Source organism: Mesorhizobium sp. WSM4821 (genome assembly GCF_055901555.1).
The window spans coordinates 749,238-765,841 of record NZ_CM148371.1 but is presented as its reverse complement, the minus strand read 5'-3'; the positions used below and the strand labels follow the sequence as shown (position 1 = coordinate 765,841).

General features: G+C 60.8%; 15 protein-coding genes. 13 read left to right on the top strand and 2 right to left on the bottom strand.

Annotated features, from left to right (window positions below; translation table 11 throughout):
* Nucleotides 1–424 precede the first annotated feature (424 nt).
* The 8 genes from AC0NID_RS03450 (at nt 425) to AC0NID_RS03415 (ending at nt 8,648) form a co-directional block, all read left to right on the top strand.
* The gene (locus AC0NID_RS03450; protein WP_473450832.1) at nt 425–838 is read left to right on the top strand and encodes a hypothetical protein; all 414 of its coding nucleotides are present in this window, start codon (nt 425–427) and stop codon (nt 836–838) included.
* 529 nt (nt 839–1,367) lie between these two features.
* Nucleotides 1,368–2,381 (top strand): glycosyltransferase family 2 protein, encoded by a 1,014-nt coding sequence (locus tag AC0NID_RS03445; protein ID WP_473450830.1) that lies wholly within the window; start codon nt 1,368–1,370, stop codon nt 2,379–2,381.
* Nucleotides 2,382–2,663: 282 nt separating this feature from the next.
* Nucleotides 2,664–3,065, top strand: a complete 402-nt coding sequence (locus AC0NID_RS03440) for a hypothetical protein (protein ID WP_473450828.1) — start codon at nt 2,664–2,666, stop codon at nt 3,063–3,065.
* A gap of 144 nt (nt 3,066–3,209) precedes the next feature.
* The gene (exoK, locus tag AC0NID_RS03435; RefSeq protein WP_473450826.1) at nt 3,210–4,094 is read left to right on the top strand and encodes an endo-1,3-1,4-beta-glycanase ExoK; all 885 of its coding nucleotides are present in this window, start codon (nt 3,210–3,212) and stop codon (nt 4,092–4,094) included.
* 61 nt (nt 4,095–4,155) lie between these two features.
* Nucleotides 4,156–5,487, top strand: a complete 1,332-nt coding sequence (locus tag AC0NID_RS03430; RefSeq protein WP_473450824.1) for a UDP-glucose dehydrogenase family protein — start codon at nt 4,156–4,158, stop codon at nt 5,485–5,487.
* A gap of 96 nt (nt 5,488–5,583) precedes the next feature.
* Complete coding sequence (locus AC0NID_RS03425) at nt 5,584–7,044, top strand: GMC oxidoreductase (protein WP_473450822.1); 1,461 nt, start codon at nt 5,584–5,586, stop codon at nt 7,042–7,044.
* Complete coding sequence (locus AC0NID_RS03420) at nt 7,041–7,490, top strand: hypothetical protein (protein WP_473450820.1); 450 nt, start codon at nt 7,041–7,043, stop codon at nt 7,488–7,490. Before AC0NID_RS03425 ends, AC0NID_RS03420 begins: the two co-directional genes overlap by 4 nt.
* Before the next feature lie 78 nt (nt 7,491–7,568).
* On the top strand, nt 7,569–8,648 hold the full coding sequence (locus tag AC0NID_RS03415; protein WP_473450818.1) for a glycosyltransferase: 1,080 nt from the start codon (nt 7,569–7,571) through the stop codon (nt 8,646–8,648).
* 32 nt (nt 8,649–8,680) lie between these two features.
* Here AC0NID_RS03415 and AC0NID_RS03410 read toward each other — a convergent pair whose 3' ends face one another.
* Both AC0NID_RS03410 and AC0NID_RS03405 read right to left on the bottom strand, forming a co-directional pair.
* Nucleotides 8,681–9,703: a phosphoribosyltransferase gene (locus tag AC0NID_RS03410; RefSeq protein WP_473450816.1), complete on the bottom strand. Its 1,023-nt coding sequence runs from the start codon at nt 9,701–9,703 to the stop codon at nt 8,681–8,683.
* A 38-nt stretch (nt 9,704–9,741) separates the two neighbouring features.
* Entirely contained in the window at nt 9,742–11,238 is a 1,497-nt protein-coding gene (locus AC0NID_RS03405) for a lipopolysaccharide biosynthesis protein (protein WP_473450814.1), read from the bottom strand.
* A gap of 201 nt (nt 11,239–11,439) precedes the next feature.
* On the opposite strand from AC0NID_RS03405, the gene AC0NID_RS03400 reads away from it, so the two are divergent.
* Genes AC0NID_RS03400 through AC0NID_RS03380 form a run of 5 tightly spaced genes read left to right on the top strand, consistent with a single transcriptional unit; the run spans nt 11,440 to nt 16,491 of the window.
* A complete protein-coding gene (locus AC0NID_RS03400) occupies nt 11,440–12,612 on the top strand; it encodes a glycosyltransferase family protein (protein ID WP_473450812.1) in 1,173 nt (390 codons plus the stop codon).
* Between the two features lie 25 nt (nt 12,613–12,637).
* On the top strand, nt 12,638–13,633 hold the full coding sequence (locus AC0NID_RS03395) for a glycosyltransferase family 2 protein (protein WP_473450810.1): 996 nt from the start codon (nt 12,638–12,640) through the stop codon (nt 13,631–13,633).
* A complete protein-coding gene (locus tag AC0NID_RS03390) occupies nt 13,633–14,583 on the top strand; it encodes a glycosyltransferase family 2 protein (protein ID WP_473450808.1) in 951 nt (316 codons plus the stop codon). Before AC0NID_RS03395 ends, AC0NID_RS03390 begins: the two co-directional genes overlap by 1 nt.
* The gene (locus AC0NID_RS03385) at nt 14,573–15,538 is read left to right on the top strand and encodes a glycosyltransferase family 2 protein (protein WP_473450806.1); all 966 of its coding nucleotides are present in this window, start codon (nt 14,573–14,575) and stop codon (nt 15,536–15,538) included. The genes AC0NID_RS03390 and AC0NID_RS03385 overlap by 11 nt, the downstream gene beginning before the upstream one ends.
* A 56-nt stretch (nt 15,539–15,594) precedes the next feature.
* Nucleotides 15,595–16,491 carry a UTP--glucose-1-phosphate uridylyltransferase gene (locus tag AC0NID_RS03380; protein ID WP_473450804.1) on the top strand — a complete coding sequence of 299 codons (897 nt, stop codon included), beginning with the start codon at nt 15,595–15,597 and terminating at the stop codon, nt 16,489–16,491.
* Nucleotides 16,492–16,604 lie beyond the last annotated feature (113 nt).

Here is a 16,604-nt window from a genome sequence, read left to right as displayed (position 1 = left end):
GCCGCACGATATCAAAAAAATGCTGCATCGCAACACACAATTTCTCGATCGCCTGAAATAATCATGTCATGAATTGACTAAATAATAAACCGAGCCTGCACAAATTTTGGCCTGATGGCCAGTTTATGACTGTTTAGAGGCAATGTTGAAAAATCTAGTGCCTTTTTGAGGCTGATTTTGGGCGGATCGCTCTTTGCGCGGCTGTCTGGAACATTATCGTGCTTTAATTTCACGAAATATAGAGAGGAATTAAGGTAAAATACTAATTAATATTAGAGCTTTTACCTGAGAAAGGCTCATATCGGGCGATTGGTCGTGATGCCGATGTGTGCATCGCAGCATGGCAGAGTCGATCCCGCAAACTCGCCCAAAATTATTCGTGGTTGGCCTTGCCGGCTATTGCACGTCCTAATAGAGTTGCGAATTGTTTCTGTCAGAGTATGGACAGCGTGGAAAAGGCCGGAAGCAACCGGCCAAAAAGCGGGCGGACTCAACAAGCTCGCAGGGCGAAGGGAGGCTCGGGTGGGTCAGTCAATCGACTTTGCCCGAGCAGGTTGACGGGCCGTCGGGTATGTCGCTACCAAAATTCATTGTCGGCTTGATTTTCGCTTTGGCGATCGTGGTCGCCTGGTCTTTTCTGGGCGGCGCTTCGCTCGGCACGACGTTTTTTCGTGTTGTAGCCGGCGCCATTGTCATCCAGTTGGGCTATTTTTTGCTGGTTTTTGCCATGGTTGTCAAAAACGCCCAGACTTCGGCTGATAGGATTCGCCAAGTCGAGCGGAAGCTGGGTTCGAGCGAAGACGGCGAGAAGTTCAGTGCCAGGAGAAGCCTTCGCTGACCTGGCGCTGGGGCAACCAGCCGGATTCCTGGGACTGCTCGCCCATGACGGCGGTCTAAAAGCCGGTTTCCGATTTTCCTTCAGCCCCTGGTTTTCCTCCACGCTTGCCGACCTTGACGACGTGGCGGTTTTCATCGTGACCGACCGAGTCGGCGGGAGCGATCGCCGTCGGCCAGCGCGACGATTCAAGCCGTCATCGCTCCGCAGCCCATCGACCGCCTTGGCGATCAGCGATTCGGGTGCGCAGGCGGCTTCATCCACAATGAGCAGGGACGACTTGCGAAGCAGCGCGTCTGCTGGCATTCGCCGCCCGCCGATTTGCGCCGTGACGTCACCGAAAGGAAAGACTGGACGGCGCGAGTGATTTTGGCGATGCTTTGCTTCGCACTTGCAGCATAAGCGCCCGCTGACGCTTTTTTGAATACCGACGATTAGCGGTCTGGACAGTCGATGAGCTAGGCAGAGCTGCTTCGAACATTGAAGGCGGCGAGGAAATTCGGAGCTACGTGAGCAGTCGAGAGGCGAATTGATGACAGAATCCCAGGTCTGCGTGATCATCGCTGCCTGCAACGCAGCGCGTACAATCCCGAATGCCATTGCATCGGCATTGCGCGAGCCGGAGGTGGCGGAAGTCGTGGTGGTTGATGACGCGTCCACCGACGACACTGTGAACGTCGCCCGGGCGGCCGATGACGGCAACGGCAGGCTTTCCGTCATCCGCCACGACGTCAATCGCGGCCCTTCCTTCGCCCGCAATGCCGCGATCGCCAGGTCCAGATCGCCGTTCATCAGCATTCTGGACGCCGACGATTTTTTTCTAGCGGGCAGATTTCGTGAATTGTTCGCCAGCGCCGATTGGGATTTCGCTGCCGACAACATCATGCTGATCAGGGACGATGCGGTGACCGATGTCTCGAAAATCGTCGCTCCGCGGTTTTCGGCCGATCCGGAGTTCCTCGATTTCGAGGGTTTCATCGAAGGCAACATATCCAGGCGCCGTGTGCAGAGAGGTGAGTTGGGCTTCCTCAAGCCGGTGATCAGCCGCGCTTTTCTCGACCGGCACGGGCTGCGCTACGACGAAAACCTGCGTCTGGGCGAAGATTATGAACTCTACGCGCGCGCGGTCGCCTGCGGGGCGCGCTTCAAGGTTATCAGGTCGTGCGGTTATGGCGCGATCGTTCGGGCGGATTCGTTGAGCGGCCGGCACAAGACGCAGGATCTCAAGCGTCTTGCCGACGCGGATCTGGCGCTGCTGGCGATCGACAGTCTGCCGGAGGGCTCGAAGGCCGTGCTCAGAAGGCACGAGCGGCAAGTACGCGACAAGTATCGGTTGCGAAACTTCCTCGACATGAAGAACGAGCAGGGACTGACATCGGCTGCGGCTTACGCCCTAGCCAGCCAATCCAACTTCATCCCCATCGTTCGCGGCGTGGCCGCCGACAAGCTGGATGCGCTGTTTCGCCGCGTCGGCTTTGCTTCGAAGCAACCAGTGCCGCCGCTGCGTTTTCTCATGGCCGCAACCCGCCCGGTCGGCGAGACCTGAGCTTGCCCGCAGCCAGCACCATGGCGGTCACGTCAACAGGTCCTTACCCCGCTCCAAACGATGCGAATTTCCGAATCGCCACACTAGGTGGTTGCCTACCGGCTCTGGGGATGGCATGTATGTTGCGGTGCAGCAATTTTGGTTTGCCGATAGAATTGGCCCATAGTCTCCCTGTCATAGGAGCCGGACGATGCGACAAGATCTTTTTGACCCGCACGGGTGCGGGGGCCGGCCATAGGTCCGGCCACCACAAGACCCCGACCACTACAGGACTCTGAGCGTATGGCCTCGATATTCGGCTTCAGATCAAGGGATCCGGTTCGCGACAGGCAGACCGACATTTCGCGCCTTGACCGCCTGGCAAAGCTGCTTGACCAGATTGCCGCCGAGGTCGAGGCGGAGAAAAACGGACTTGAGTATCGCTACCGGACAAAGGCCACAAACGCGGCCTTTCTCGTCGAGGCTATGGAGAATGGGATGGCCTCCTCCAGCACCTCCTCCGAGGTCAGCGAACTGACGAAGTCGATCTTGAATTACGAGCGGCGCATCGCGACGCTCTCGCGCCACAACGAGCTTATGAAGGAACTCCGTCATTCGCTGGCTGCAATCTTCGACGAGAATGAGCCGCGCGGCACGGCGGCCAAGGCCGATGGCGCCAAGCCGGCTGGCACCGACACGGATTGAGCGCAAAACCCGCAGGCAACAGGTTTGGCGCTTGGGCAAGAGGCAACGCAAGGAGGAACTGGAGAAGGTCAAGATCAGGTCGTTTCGACACGGTTCGAACATCGACTTTGGGTTGGGGGCGCACAGCACAAAGGTGAGTTTGGTATGAACGCGGATCCGAAAAGCACGTCCACCCCAGCAACCGGCGCCCCGGCAACCGGCGGCAGGCCGTTCACGCGCTCGATCAGGCAATGGAACCTGAGGCAGCTATGTTGGGGCAGCGCGTCTCTGCTGGTCGCACTCGGCAGCCTGATCGCGGGCCCGACTCCTTCCCGTTCGCAGGATATCCCGACTGCGCCATCCTTCGTCGATGATTTCACCAGCTTCGATCGAGCGCGCTGGTACGTCTCCGACGGCTGGACGAACGGCAGTCATCAGAACTGCACCTGGTCCAAAAAGCTGGTTCAGCCTTCCGACGGTGTGCTGACGCTCGGTTTTGAAAAGCGGAAGCTGAAGGATCGCGACTTTGCCTGCGCCGAGATCCAGACCAAGAATCGCTTCGGCTATGGCACCTATGAGGCGCGGATGAAAACCGATACGGGCTCCGGCCTCAACGCCGCCTTCTTCTCCTACATCGGCCCCTCCGACAAGCAGCCGTGGGATGAAATCGATTTCGAGGTGCTGACCAAGGACGCCTCCAAGGTGCAGGTCAACGCCTACATATCAGGCAAGGGCAACAACGAGAAACTGGTGGATGTAGCGGGCGGCGCCGACAAGGCTTTCAACGACTACGCCTTCGTCTGGGACAAGGACCGGCTGCGCTGGTACGTCAACGGCCAACTCGTGAACACAATCACCGATCCGGCAAAACTGCCCAGCCATGCGCAAAAGATATTCTTCAGCCTTTGGGGAAGCGACACGATGAACGGCTGGCTCGGCCCGTTTTCTGATCCGGGACGCAAGCTCACGCTGCAAGTGGATCGTCTCGCATTCACTGCGCTCGGCGAGCCATGCCAGTTCCCGGAATCGCTGGCATGCGGCATAAAGTAAAAGCTAATTTGAACCGGCTCGACCGAAAGCGGTCCGAAGCCTTGAACAGGAATGAAACCGAATGAATTTGACGGTCTTTGGAATTGGCTATGTCGGTCTCGTGCAGGCGGCGGTGCTTGCCGAAGTCGGCCACCAGGTGGTGTGCGTCGACGTCGACGTTAAAAAGGTAGAGCGGCTCAATCAGGGCCTCATCCCGATTTTCGAACCCGGGCTCGAAAGCCTTGTCAGGGAGAACCACGCGGCCGGCCGCATCAAGTTCACCACCGACGCCGCCGCCGCGGTCAGGCATGGCGAGATCCAGATGATCGCTGTCGGCACGCCTCCGGGAGAGGACGGTTCGGCCGATCTCAAATATGTGCTGGCCGTCGCCGAGGCCATCGGCCGGGAGATGGACGCGCCCAAGATCGTTGTCGGCAAATCGACCGTGCCGGTCGGCACCTGCGAAAAGGTGAAGGCCAGGATCGCCGCGACGCTGAAGGCGCGGGGCCGCGAGGATCTGGCCTTCGATGTTGCCTCCAATCCGGAATTCCTCAAGGAAGGCTCCGCGGTGACCGACTGCATGAAGCCCGATCGCATCATTGTCGGCACCAGCAGCGAGAGCACCGAGGCGGTGATGCGTGAACTTTACGCCCCGTTCAACCGCAATCATGAGAAGATGATCGTGATGGATGTGCGCAGCGCCGAATTCACCAAATACGCGGCCAATTGCATGCTGGCGACCAAAATCAGCTTCATGAACGAAATGGCCAATCTGGCCGAGGAGTTGGGTGCCGACATCGAGGAGGTCCGCAAGGGCATCGGCAGCGATCCCCGCATTGGCTATCACTTCATCTATCCAGGCCTCGGCTATGGCGGCTCGTGCTTCCCCAAGGATGTGCGCGCCTTGATCAAGGCGGCGGAAGGCGTCAAGTTCGACGCCAAGCTGCTGCGCGCGGTCGAGGAGCGCAACAACGAGCAGAAGTCGGTCCTGTTCGACAAGGTGAATCGCCATTTCAAGGGCAATCTCAAGGGCAAGACCTTTGCGCTGTGGGGCTTGGCCTTCAAGCCCGATACCGACGACATGCGCGAGGCGCCGGCGCGCGTCTTGATGGAAGCGCTCTGGAACGCCGGTGCCAAAGTGCAGGCTTACGATCCCGAGGCGATGCAGGAATGCCAGGCCATCTATGGGCAGCGCGAAGATCTGCTCTTGTGCGGAACCAAGGAGGCAGCGCTGCGTGGCGCCGACGCACTCCTGATCGCCACCGAGTGGAAGAGCTTCCGCGCGCCTTCTTTCGACGCGATGAAGGATGCGCTGACCACGCCGATCATCTTTGACGGCCGAAACCTCTACGACCCGAAGGTCATCGCTCGCCACGGCATCGAGTACCACAGCATTGGCAGATTGGCGGCGTGAGACCATGCGGGAAAGCCTAGCAAAACCGACCCGGACACCAAGGACGATCACGACGGCTTTGATGAACGCGCTCGTATCAACAAAGGGTGTTATGTGATGGTGCTGGGCATCAGGCCGGAACAGATCGCAAACGACCATTTCGATCTTGTCGCCATCGGCTCCGGTTTCGGCTCGGCCTTCTTCCTGCACGCGTTCGCCAAGCGGCGAAAGGCCCGTGTTCTGGTTCTGGAATGGGGCCGGCACAACACGCATGAATGGCAGCTCGAGCAGAACGCCAACACCGACATCAAAGACGAAACAACCTACAGGACCAACTCGGACAAGCCGTGGAACTACACCATCGGATTGGGTGGCGGAACGAATTGCTGGTTCGCACAGACGCCGCGCTTTCATCCGAACGACTTCAGGTTGAAAAGTCTCTACGGCGTCGGCAACGACTGGCCGATCAGCTATGACGAGCTCGAACCGTTCTACTGCGACGCAGAGGAGGTCATGTCGATTTCAGGCGATCCCGACATGGCCGCGACGATGCCGCGTTCCAGGCCGTTTCCACAACCACCGCATCACATGTCGACGCCGGACCGGATGATGAAAGCGGCGCAGCCTGACCAGCATTTTGTCATGCCGACTGCCAGGGCGCGCGTGCCGACCGCGCAGCGGACCTCGTGCTGCGCCAACTTGCGATGCGGCCTATGCCCGGTCGACGCGAAATTCACCGTCAACAATGGTTTGATGCACGTCTTCGAGCATCCCGACGTCTCGGTCTGCCTTGGCGCTGAAGTGCGTCGGCTCGACCATGTCGGCGGCTCGGTCCGTTCGGTCACTTTCGTGCATGGCGGCAAGGAATATTCGGTCGGCGGCGACCTCTTCGTTCTGGGCGCCAACGCCATCCAAAGCCCGGCGATCATGTTGCGGTCCGGCCTGTCGGGCGAATTCGTCGGGCGCGGCCTGCACGAATCCTACGGATGGAGTTTCGAGGCCTATCTCGACGGTGTCGACAATTTCGACGGAAGCACCATCACCACCGGCCTGAATTTCGGCCTCTATGACGGCGCCCACCGATCGCAGCATGCGGCGGCGCTGGTCTATTTCGAAAACCGCTGGCAGCACGGGATGCGCCCCGAAAAGGGGCGTGTCCGTCAGACGCTTCCCCTGATCATCGTCACAGAAGATCTGCTCGACCCGGAAAATCTCGTGATCCTCGACGAGGATGAAAACGCCTTCGTCAGTTTCAAGGGAGCATCCGACTATGCTGTCGAGGGCATGGCGCGGGCAAAGGAGAAATTGCCGGCGCTTCTGGCTCCGCTGCCGGTAGAAGAGATTTTCGATCGTGGCATCCGGCGGACCGAGTCGCATGTCCAGGGCACCTTGAGAATGGGTTCAAGTCCGGCGGATTCGGTCGTCGACCGCGACATGATCCACCATCAGCTCAGGAATCTGGTTGTCGTCGGCTCGAGCACATATCCAAGCTGCTCCTGCGCCAACCCGAGCCTGACGGCGGCAGCCCTTTCCTTGCGGGCGGCGAGCCGGATAGCGGGAAAGGAAATGGCCGGATGATCAAGATTTCGCGGCGCGCGGCACTGGCCATCATGGCTAGCGGAGTTGCTTCGACCGGCATCGCCTACGCCGCCGTTTCCTCGCTTTCCGACGAGGACCTGATGCGGGTCACGCTCGAAAGATATTTCGGCAGGCTGAACATGCGCGTCGAACATCTGCAGCAGTTCGTTCTGGAATTCCAGAAGCGGAATCCCTGGATGTTTCCAAACGAAAAGCTGGGCGATGCGGTCACCCTGCTTGAGACGCTGAAACTGGGCGCTGCACGCCGGTTTCTGCCCGAACAGAAGAAAGAGGATCTGAGGCAGTTCGACCGCTGGGTCATTGCCGAGTTCCATATGCTGACCGACTATGCCCGGCGAAGTTCGCCAACCGATCCGATCCGGTTTACCGGGTGGCAGCCATGCACCAATCCGTTCGCTAATATCGAGATGCAACAGGATGCCTAAGGCGGAGCGCAAGCCATCATCCGTAAACAAGCTATCCGTCATCGCCCGTAACGTGAGAATGTGACAAGGAGCCGAACCATGAAAGTGCTGTTTGCAGGCGGCAACGGTTACACGCCCCAGTTTAGCGGCGGTGTCCAGTCCAGCACTCATCATCTTGCCGAGCAGTTGCTCGAGCAGGGCCATGAGGCGTCGGTGCTCGCCGCCCTGTTCGGCCAGGGCGTCTTCGGCTACAAGGCGCGCGCCAAGATGAAGCTTCTGAGGCAGCGCGCGGTCATCGACAGCTATCCGGGCTATCCGGTGGTGCGGGCCTGGTTCCCCTGGGAGGCGGCGGCTTTTGCCGTCGAAAAGCTGAGGCCGGATGTCGCCGTGGTCCAGTGCCACAAGTCGGTTCCGATCGGCAAGGCGCTGCAGGACGAAGGCGTGCCGCTGGTCGTCTATCTCAGGAATGTCGAATTTCACGAATTGGCCGGCGATCTGCGCGAGCTGCATTCGGCGCTCTACATCGCCAATTCCGAGTTCACGGCGCGCACCTACAAGGCAAAATTCGATATCGATTCGACAATTATACCGCCGACCATCAATCCCGCGCTCTACAGCACGCCGACCACAGGCGAGTTTGTCACGCTGATCAACCCTTATGAGGAAAAAGGCTTCGAACTCGCAGTGCGCATCGCCGCCGCCTGCTCCGAAATCCCGTTCCTGTTCGTCGAAAGCTGGAAGCTCGACGACGACCATCGGGCCCGGATCGAGCAGACGATCGCGCCGCTTGGCAACGTCAAGCTGGAGAGCCGGACGAGCGACATGAAGACGGTCTATGGCCGCACGAAAATCCTGCTCGCCCCCAGCAAGTGGGAAGAGGCCTGGGGCCGGGTGGCGTCGGAAGCCCATTGCAGCGGCATTCCCGTCGTCGGCTCGCGTCGTGGCGGCCTGCCCGAGGCGGTCGGCTCCGGTGGCGTGGTGCTGGACTACGACGCCCCGCTCGCCGATTGGGTGGCCATGGTCAGGCGCCTGTGGACCGACAGGCAGGAATATGAGCGGCTTTCAGCGGCGGCGCGTGCATTCTCCGAGCGTCCCGAACTCGATCCCGGGCGTCAGTTCGCGACCTTCCTATCGATGCTCGAGAGGGCGGTACGACAGCCGTCGCGGCAGGCAGCCTAATTTAAGTTAAGTTCTCTTCTCCGAAGCCGGGTTCAGGCCGGTCGTTTGACCCGGCTCTTCAGCGTTTCGTAGCCGCGTTCGCCAAGCAGTGTGCGCGCGACGGTCTTGATCGCCGTCTTGCGCCCGTCAGGCGAATTGATCTCCCGCAATCTGCCCGGAAGGTTGCGGGCCGCCTGTCCAAGTGAGGGAAGCGACAGCGCGTCGGGGTAACTTATCAGATGCGTTTCAACGCACAGCACCGGTTTGCCGGAAAGCTCGGCGATCTTGAGCGCCTGCTGGTGCTCGCTTTCGATGAACAGGATGGCATCGGATTTGCGGTAGAAGTCGGCCTTGAAACTGCCATGCACTCCAAGCCGTTGCCGTTCCGCCTTGCTCGGCATGTCAAGCATGATCAGTCTGTCGTATTCGATGCCGTGCTTTGCGAGCCATGCTTCGGTCAGCGCGCGGTATTTCTCGAGCCGACTGGTGACCAGCCAGCCGATTTTGCGGGTCGGGCCAAACAGGGGCAGCGCTTCGCTGAGGAATTTCTCATAAGCGGGACCGTCGTCGTTTTCGGCTTCGGTCGGGTCCAGGCAAAGCACGCCGTCAATGTCGACGCAGCATTGCGCCAGGAATTTGTGGTGCATGAAGTTCCACTGGAACATCCTTGGATGCGGCACGACTTCCAGGACGATATCGGTTTCCTCGTGCTGCGCCAATAGGCCGAACACCGCGGCAAAGGTGAAGTCCGCCTTGATGCCGGAAGCCTCTACACGGCTGCGCGCCTCGCGCATGGCGGCGCCGCCGCTGACGCTGTCGTCGAGCACCAGAACCTTGCGCATGTCGGAGGCCTGCCGGTCGAGCGCGGCGCGGCGCTTGGTAACCCCCGACGTATAAATCTTTCCGGCGAGGAAACTGTCCAGATCCGTCATAGGGATGTTCGCTGTCAGGCTGAACAGCGTGGCGGCGAGAATGCCGCTTCGGGGAACGCCGACCACCAGGTCGATGTCGCGCGGCAGCCGGTGAAGGTTCCTGACGATCGCGTCGTTCATGTCGGAGATCGATCGGTAGTGCATGGGATCAGACCTGGTCCTCGTATGAATGTCCGTGCAAGTTACTTCGCCTCGCTTGGTGCTGCCGTGGGCGGCCGTGCCGGCAGAAGCCTCAGGGCCTCCCGCAACGCCTCGCGGCCGGAAGCAAACGCCAGCGCGACTATAATGGTGATCATGTAGGACAGCACCACCGCAATCGCCATGGCGACGACGTGCTGTTGCGGCAGCAGCGGCTTGGCGTACCAGATGGCGGCAAGCGCCAGATGCGCGCCAAGCACGAAGGGCGTTGCCGCACGAAGGATATGGCTTGCCCGCAGCGGCCCGGTCTTGCCGATATACAGCCACAGGAAGGGTGTTCTGAGATATTCGCTGATCGCATAGGCGATCGCCACGCCCAAAGCGCCATAAGGCAGGCCGGCGATGAACGCCACCACCGACGTCAGCGCTGTTACGATGCCCCAGCGCATGAAATCGCCCGAGCGGCCCTGACTGATGAAAAGCCATCCTGCCGGGTTGTTGAGCGGCTGCAGCAATCCGGCAAAACCGAGCGCCAGGAAGATGCCTGAACTCTCCCGCCACTGCTCGCCGAGCACGAACGGTATCAGCACGTCGGACATGGCGGTGGCGAAGGCGACGCCGGGAAGTGCGACCAGCAAGATCAGAGGCATGACGCGAAGATAGGCGCTGCGGTAACGATCCGGCTCGTCCTTCAGCCTGGAAAGAGCCGGCACCATGACCTTCGTCAGCGGGTTGGTGATCTGGCTCAACGGAAACAGAAGCAGTTTGTAGGCCCGGTCATAAAGCCCGAGCTGCGCTTCGCCCCAATATTTTCCGATCAGCACATTGTCGAGGTTGCGGGCAAAGAAGTTGGCGAAATTGAACCCGGTGATGCCTGCGCCGAAATTGATCAGTGCGCTGATCCCCTCGACCTTGCGCGGCAGCCCCGGACGCCATCGCGAGCTCGCCCAGAAGCAAAGCGTCGGCAGCACGGCTGCTGTCAGCGTACCGGCAAAAAGCGCCCAGTAGGAACGGTCGATGAACGTCCAGGCGATCGATACGACGAGACCGGCGACGGCACTTGCGACATCGATGATGGCTAGGCGGGCGAATTGCATGCGGCGCGTCAGCAGTGCCAGATGCTGGGCGCCAAGCCCGTAGGCTATGATCTGCAGCCCCAACGCCGCCACCAGGCCTGTCACCCGCGGTTCGCCGTAGAAGGCGGCGACCAGCGGTGCCGCGCCGGCAAGCACGCAGGCCAGTAACACGCTGACCGAGACATTGACCCAGAACAGGTAGTTGATCTCTTCATGGCGGATTCCGCTCTTCTGGATCGTCGCCTGGGTCAGGCCGAAATCCTGGAACAGCGCGATGAAGGCAAGCACCGGCGCACACATCGCCACGACGCCGAAGTCCTGCGGCGACAGCAGGCGCGACAGCACGATGACGGAGGCGATCTGCGTCGCAACCCGTACCGATTGCGCCAAAGCCGTGATGAGAGCGCCGCGTCCGACCGATCTGCGGAGAGATCCCTCAGGCGGATCGAATGCATTGGCTTGCAAATTCAGGTTTCCTGATTTTTGTACCGGTCCCTATGACAGAGCCGCGCCCTATGCCATCATCAAACTACGGCAATAATTTTGCAGCGCAACAAAAAACGTGGATCCTTGTTATGCTGCACCAGAGCAGCACCAAAAATGTTGCGATGCAGCAAAAGCTGTACTAGGTTTCTTGGTGGGCGGGCCAACAGCGGTCGATTTTTCATGCTGCATGTCTTGTACTTGGTACACGACGTCTCCGACCCGGCAGTGCGCCGGCGGATCATAATGCTCAAGGCAGGCGGCGCCCAGGTCACGCTGGCGGGCTTCCGCCGGACGGCAAGCGCGATCGCCGACGTCGAGGGCTTGCGGCCGATCGATCTTGGCGCGACGCGCGACGGCCGATTCGCCCAGCGCCTGGCAGCGGTCACAAAGTCGGCTATCTCAATCAGCTCGAAACTAGGTTCGATGCCAAGACCCGATATCATCATGGCGCGCAATCTTGAAATGCTGGCGCTCGCCCGCCGTGCCAGGTCAGCCTTCCAGGCGACGGTGCCGATTGTCTACGAGTGCCTCGACATCCACCGCCTGGTGCTTCGCGACGACCTTCTGGGCAAGGCGATGCGCGGCGCGGAACGCTATCTGGCCAGGGATATAAAACTCCTTGTGACCAGTTCGCCCGCCTTCATCGCCAACTATTTCAAGCGGTTCGGGCAGATCGCCGCGCCGGTCGAATTGCTCGAAAACAAATACTTCGAGGCTGCAGCCGTTTCGCTGGATGATCGCATCGCTGCAGAGAATCCCATCGCCCCGCCTTGGCGGATCGGCTGGTTCGGCGCACTCCGGTGCCGCCGCTCCCTGGAGCTTCTGGCCGAATTTTCCCGCCGGCTCGACGGTCGCTTCGAAATCGTCCTCAGGGGCCGTCCGGCGCTTTCCGAATTTCCGGAATTTCACGCTTTCGTCGAATCCGAGCCCTGGCTCTCGTTCGGCGGACCCTATCGGAATCCCGAGGATATGGCTATGATCTACCGGGAGGTTCATTTTTCCTGGGCTATAGATTTTTTCGAGCAGGGGTTGAATTCCGAATGGCTGCTGCCTAACCGCCTCTATGAGGGCTGCCGCTTCGGCGCCGTGCCGATTTCCATGGGCCGCACCGAAACCGGCAGGTTCCTCGACAGGCAGGGCATCGGCGTTCTTTTGCCCCAAGCCACGCCCGAAGCGCTTGAAGCCGCTTTGGGCGACATGGAGGAGCATCGTTTCGGGAATTTGCGGGCACGTGTTCTTGCCCGCAATCCGCGAACCTGGAGCCATGACCGCAGCGATTGCCGGGCGCTCGTCGAGAAGCTTCGCGGGTTGACGGCTGCGCCCGACGCATATGCTGCCGAGGCTCTGGCATAGGATGGGTAGGGATGGACATGGATCGATGACGCAAACTGGAATGCTTCCGTCCAGCCTGATCGTGATTCCGTGCCTGAATGAAGCGGCTCACATCGGGGCGCTTGTTCATGAGCTTCGACCGGCGGCCGAGAGGCTTGGCGCCAGGATCGTCGTGGCCGATGGCGGCAGCACTGACGGCACAAGGGCGATCGTCGAGGAGATCGCCTTGGAGGATCCGCGGATCATCCTTCTTGACAACGAAAAGCGCCTCCAGAGCGCGGCGATCAATCTTGCGATCGCCAATTACGGCGAAGGGGCCGAATACCTCATTCGCATCGACGCGCATGGCGGCTATCCCTCCGACTATTGCGATCGGCTGATCGAGGAGGCGCTGGCCACTGGCGCGGATTCGGTCGTCGTCTCCATGCTGACCAGCGGCAGCGGCATGGTACAGAAAGCAGTGGCGGCTGCGCAGAATTCCAAGCTTGGCACGGGTGGCTCCAAGCACCGGCATCTCTCAGTGGGAGAGTGGGTCGATCACGGCCACCATGCGTTGATGCGGATTTCGGCCTTCAAGGCAGTGGGCGGCTATGACGAGACGTTCAGTCATAATGAGGATGCCGAACTCGACTACCGGCTCCGTCGGTCCGGTTACCGGATCTGGATGACCGGTAAGACGCAAATGACATATTACCCGCGTTCATCGCTCGCCGGCCTCTATTTCCAGTATCTCGGCTATGGCCGCGGCCGGGCAAAGAACGTTCTCAAGCACCGCATGATACCGAAGGTCCGGCAGATGGTGCCGCTTCTGGTGGTTCCCATCGTCGCTCTCGCGGCCTTTTCCTTCGTGCATTGGCTGGCGATCGTGCCGCTCCTGATATGGGCGTCGGTCTGCCTCGGATATGGCGTCTGGACCGCCATCAGCCAGCGTAATCCGGACAGTGCCCTTGCCGGGATTTCGGCGATGGTCATGCATTTCGGCTGGTCCGTCGGCTTTTGGCTGCAATTGCTTGGACCGCGGTCACAGCGCAGGGTGGCGTGATGGGTATGGCCGAGGAAAACCGCAGCATCGACGTCTGCGTCTGCACGTTTCGGCGGCCAGAGCTTGCCGATACGCTTCGCTCCATCGCCGCCCTGGACGTGCCTCCGGGATTCGAAGTCCGCATCATCGTCGCCGACAATGATGACGGCCCGACGGCCGAACTGCTGGTGGCGACGTTGGCGGAGACGCTGAAGCTGCCGATCAGCTACCATCATTGTCCGGCACGCAACATCTCGATCGCCCGCAACGCCTGCCTCGACGCCAGCACGTCGGATTTCGTCGCCTTCATCGACGACGACGAAACGGCTACCGCCGGCTGGCTTGTCGAACTGGTTGCGACAGCGGAGGTGAGCGGCGCCGCCGCCGTGCTCGGACCGGTGCGGGCGCGCTATCGGCCCGATGCGCCCGACTGGATGCGCCGCGGCGATTTCCACTCCACCTTGCCCGTCTGGGTGCACGGCGAGATCCGCACCGGCTACACCTGCAACGTGCTGCTCAGGATGGCCGCCGGCAGCCTTCGCGGCCGGCGGTTCAGCCTCGCGCGCGGCCAGACCGGCGGCGAGGACACGGAGTTCTTCGACCATATGGTGAAGGCCGGCGGCCGCATCGCCTTTTCGCCGCATGCCTGGGTAGACGAGGTGGTGCCGCGCGCCAGGGCCGCATTCGACTGGCTCCGCCGCCGCCGGTTCCGTGTCGGGCAGACGCACGGACACCTCCTGGCACGCGACGCGCATGGTCTCGCGCTGGTCCGGCAAGTCGGCCTCGCCTCGGCAAAGGCGCTCTATTGTTTCGCGTTGGCAATCCCGGTCGCCATCAACCCTGTGCGCAGGAACCGCAGCGTACTTCGCGGCATCATGCATGTCGGCGTCGTGAGCGGTCTCGTCGGTGTGCGTGAAATCCGCCAATACGGCCTGCCCTCGCCGCAGGAAGGGGGCAAGCGTGCAGCCTGACGTCACCTTTGTCATTGCCGCTCACAATGCGGAACTGACCATCGAGCGGGCGATCGCCAGCGCCATCGCCCAGCGCAATGTCAGCGTCGAAATCATCGTCGTCGACGACCAGTCGCGCGACCGGACGCTCGATCTGGCGAAATCCTATCCGCAAGATGTCGTGCGTGTCGTGGCCCTTGCGCAGAACCGCGGTCCCGGCGGCGCCAGGAATGCCGGCCTCGAACTCGCCCGCGGCAGATGGGTCGCGGTGCTCGATTCCGACGATGCGGTCTACCCGGGGCGGATATGCGCCATGATCGACCGCGCGGACAAGGCAGGCGCCGAGATCGCGGTCGACAATCTCCAGGTCGTTCGCGAGGACGGCGTTGCCGAAGAGACGATGTTCCCGGCCGACTATCTGGAAGGCTTGAGTGAAATCTCGCTGGCCGACTATATCGCCGGCAATGTGGTCTTCGAATCCAGGTTCAACCTTGGCTACCTCAAGCCGATCTTCCAACGCCGATTCCTTAACGAAAACGGGCTACGCTATGACGAAGGCCTGATCATCGGCGAAGACTATATCTTGCTGGCCAGTGCTCTGGCCAAGGGCGGAAAATGCGTGGTCGAGCCGACGACCGGCTATGTCTACCATATCCGGACCGGCTCCATTTCCCGCGTGCTCGAACTTCACCACGTCGAGGCGATGCGCAAAGCCGATCTTGTCTTCGCCAGAACCCATTCGATGGACGCGGCCGCGCAGGCCGCTTTCGCAAGGCGCACGCGCAGCCTGCGCAAGGCGGCGTCGTTCCTCTCGCTGGTCCAGCATATCAAGGCGCGGTCCCCGCTCAAGGCGGTGTGGACGGCGCTCAGCGATCCGGCGGCGGTTCGGCATATGAGCATGCCGATCGCTGTCCGGCTGCGAAGGGTGGCGGCGCAGTTTGCCGTGGGTGGGGAGGTGAAGAGTGCGGGTGAATGAAAATGGTTTGCAGGCCCCGCAATAATTGAAGTCGATCCCCTCAGAAGGAATATGCAATGAAGAAAGTCAGGAAGGCAGTCATACCGGTGGCGGGGCTTGGGACGCGATTCCTGCCGGCGACCAAATCCATGCCGAAGGAAATGCTGCCGGTCGTCGACAGGCCTGTCGTGCAGTATGCGGTGGACGAGGCGTTCGAAGCCGGCATCGAGCACATTGTCTTCGTGACGGGCCGCAACAAGGCGGTCATCGAGGATTATTTCGACCTGCATCCCGAATTGATTGGGACTTTGGAGCAGAGCGGCAAGACGGCGCAACTTCAGGCGCTCGAAAGCCTGCTTCCCGTGGCCGGTGCGACGAGCTTCATCCGGCAGCAGTCGCCGCAAGGTCTCGGCCATGCGGTATGGTGCGCCCGGGAGGTCATCGGCGATGAGCCCTTCGCATTGCTGTTGCCGGACATGGTGTCCTTCGGCGGGCGCGGATGTCTCGCCGAAATCGCTGACCTATATGCACATACCGGCGGAAACGTTATCGCCGTCGAGCGCTGCGAGCCGACCGAAACCAGCAAATACGGCATCGTCGGCTGCGGCGCGGATGTCGGCACGGGCTTCGAGGTGACCGCCATGGTCGAAAAGCCGGCTCCGGCCAATGCGCCCTCGAACTACTACATCAACGGCCGCTACATCCTGCAGCCCGAGATCTTCTCGCTGCTCGGCAATCAGCAACGCGGTGCCGGCAACGAAATCCAGCTGACCGACGCCATGGTCCGCCTTGCGCAAAACCAGGCTTTCTTCGCCCAGCCCTTTAACGGCCGCATGTTCGACTGCGGCTCGAAGGAGGGGTTCATCCAGGCCAATGTCGCCTTCGCACTGTCCCGCGACGACATGAAGGAGGCCGTCTTCGACATGCTTCAGGAGTTCGTCCGGACGCATGAGCGCCGGGTAGAAGCCGCATAATGCCCATTTTTTGGGAGCATTAGCATATGAGGGTGACGCAAGACACGCCGATGCGGTTGGTCGCCCCGATCTCGCGGTATCTGGCATGAAGCTTGCGTCCCATATATGCTGGT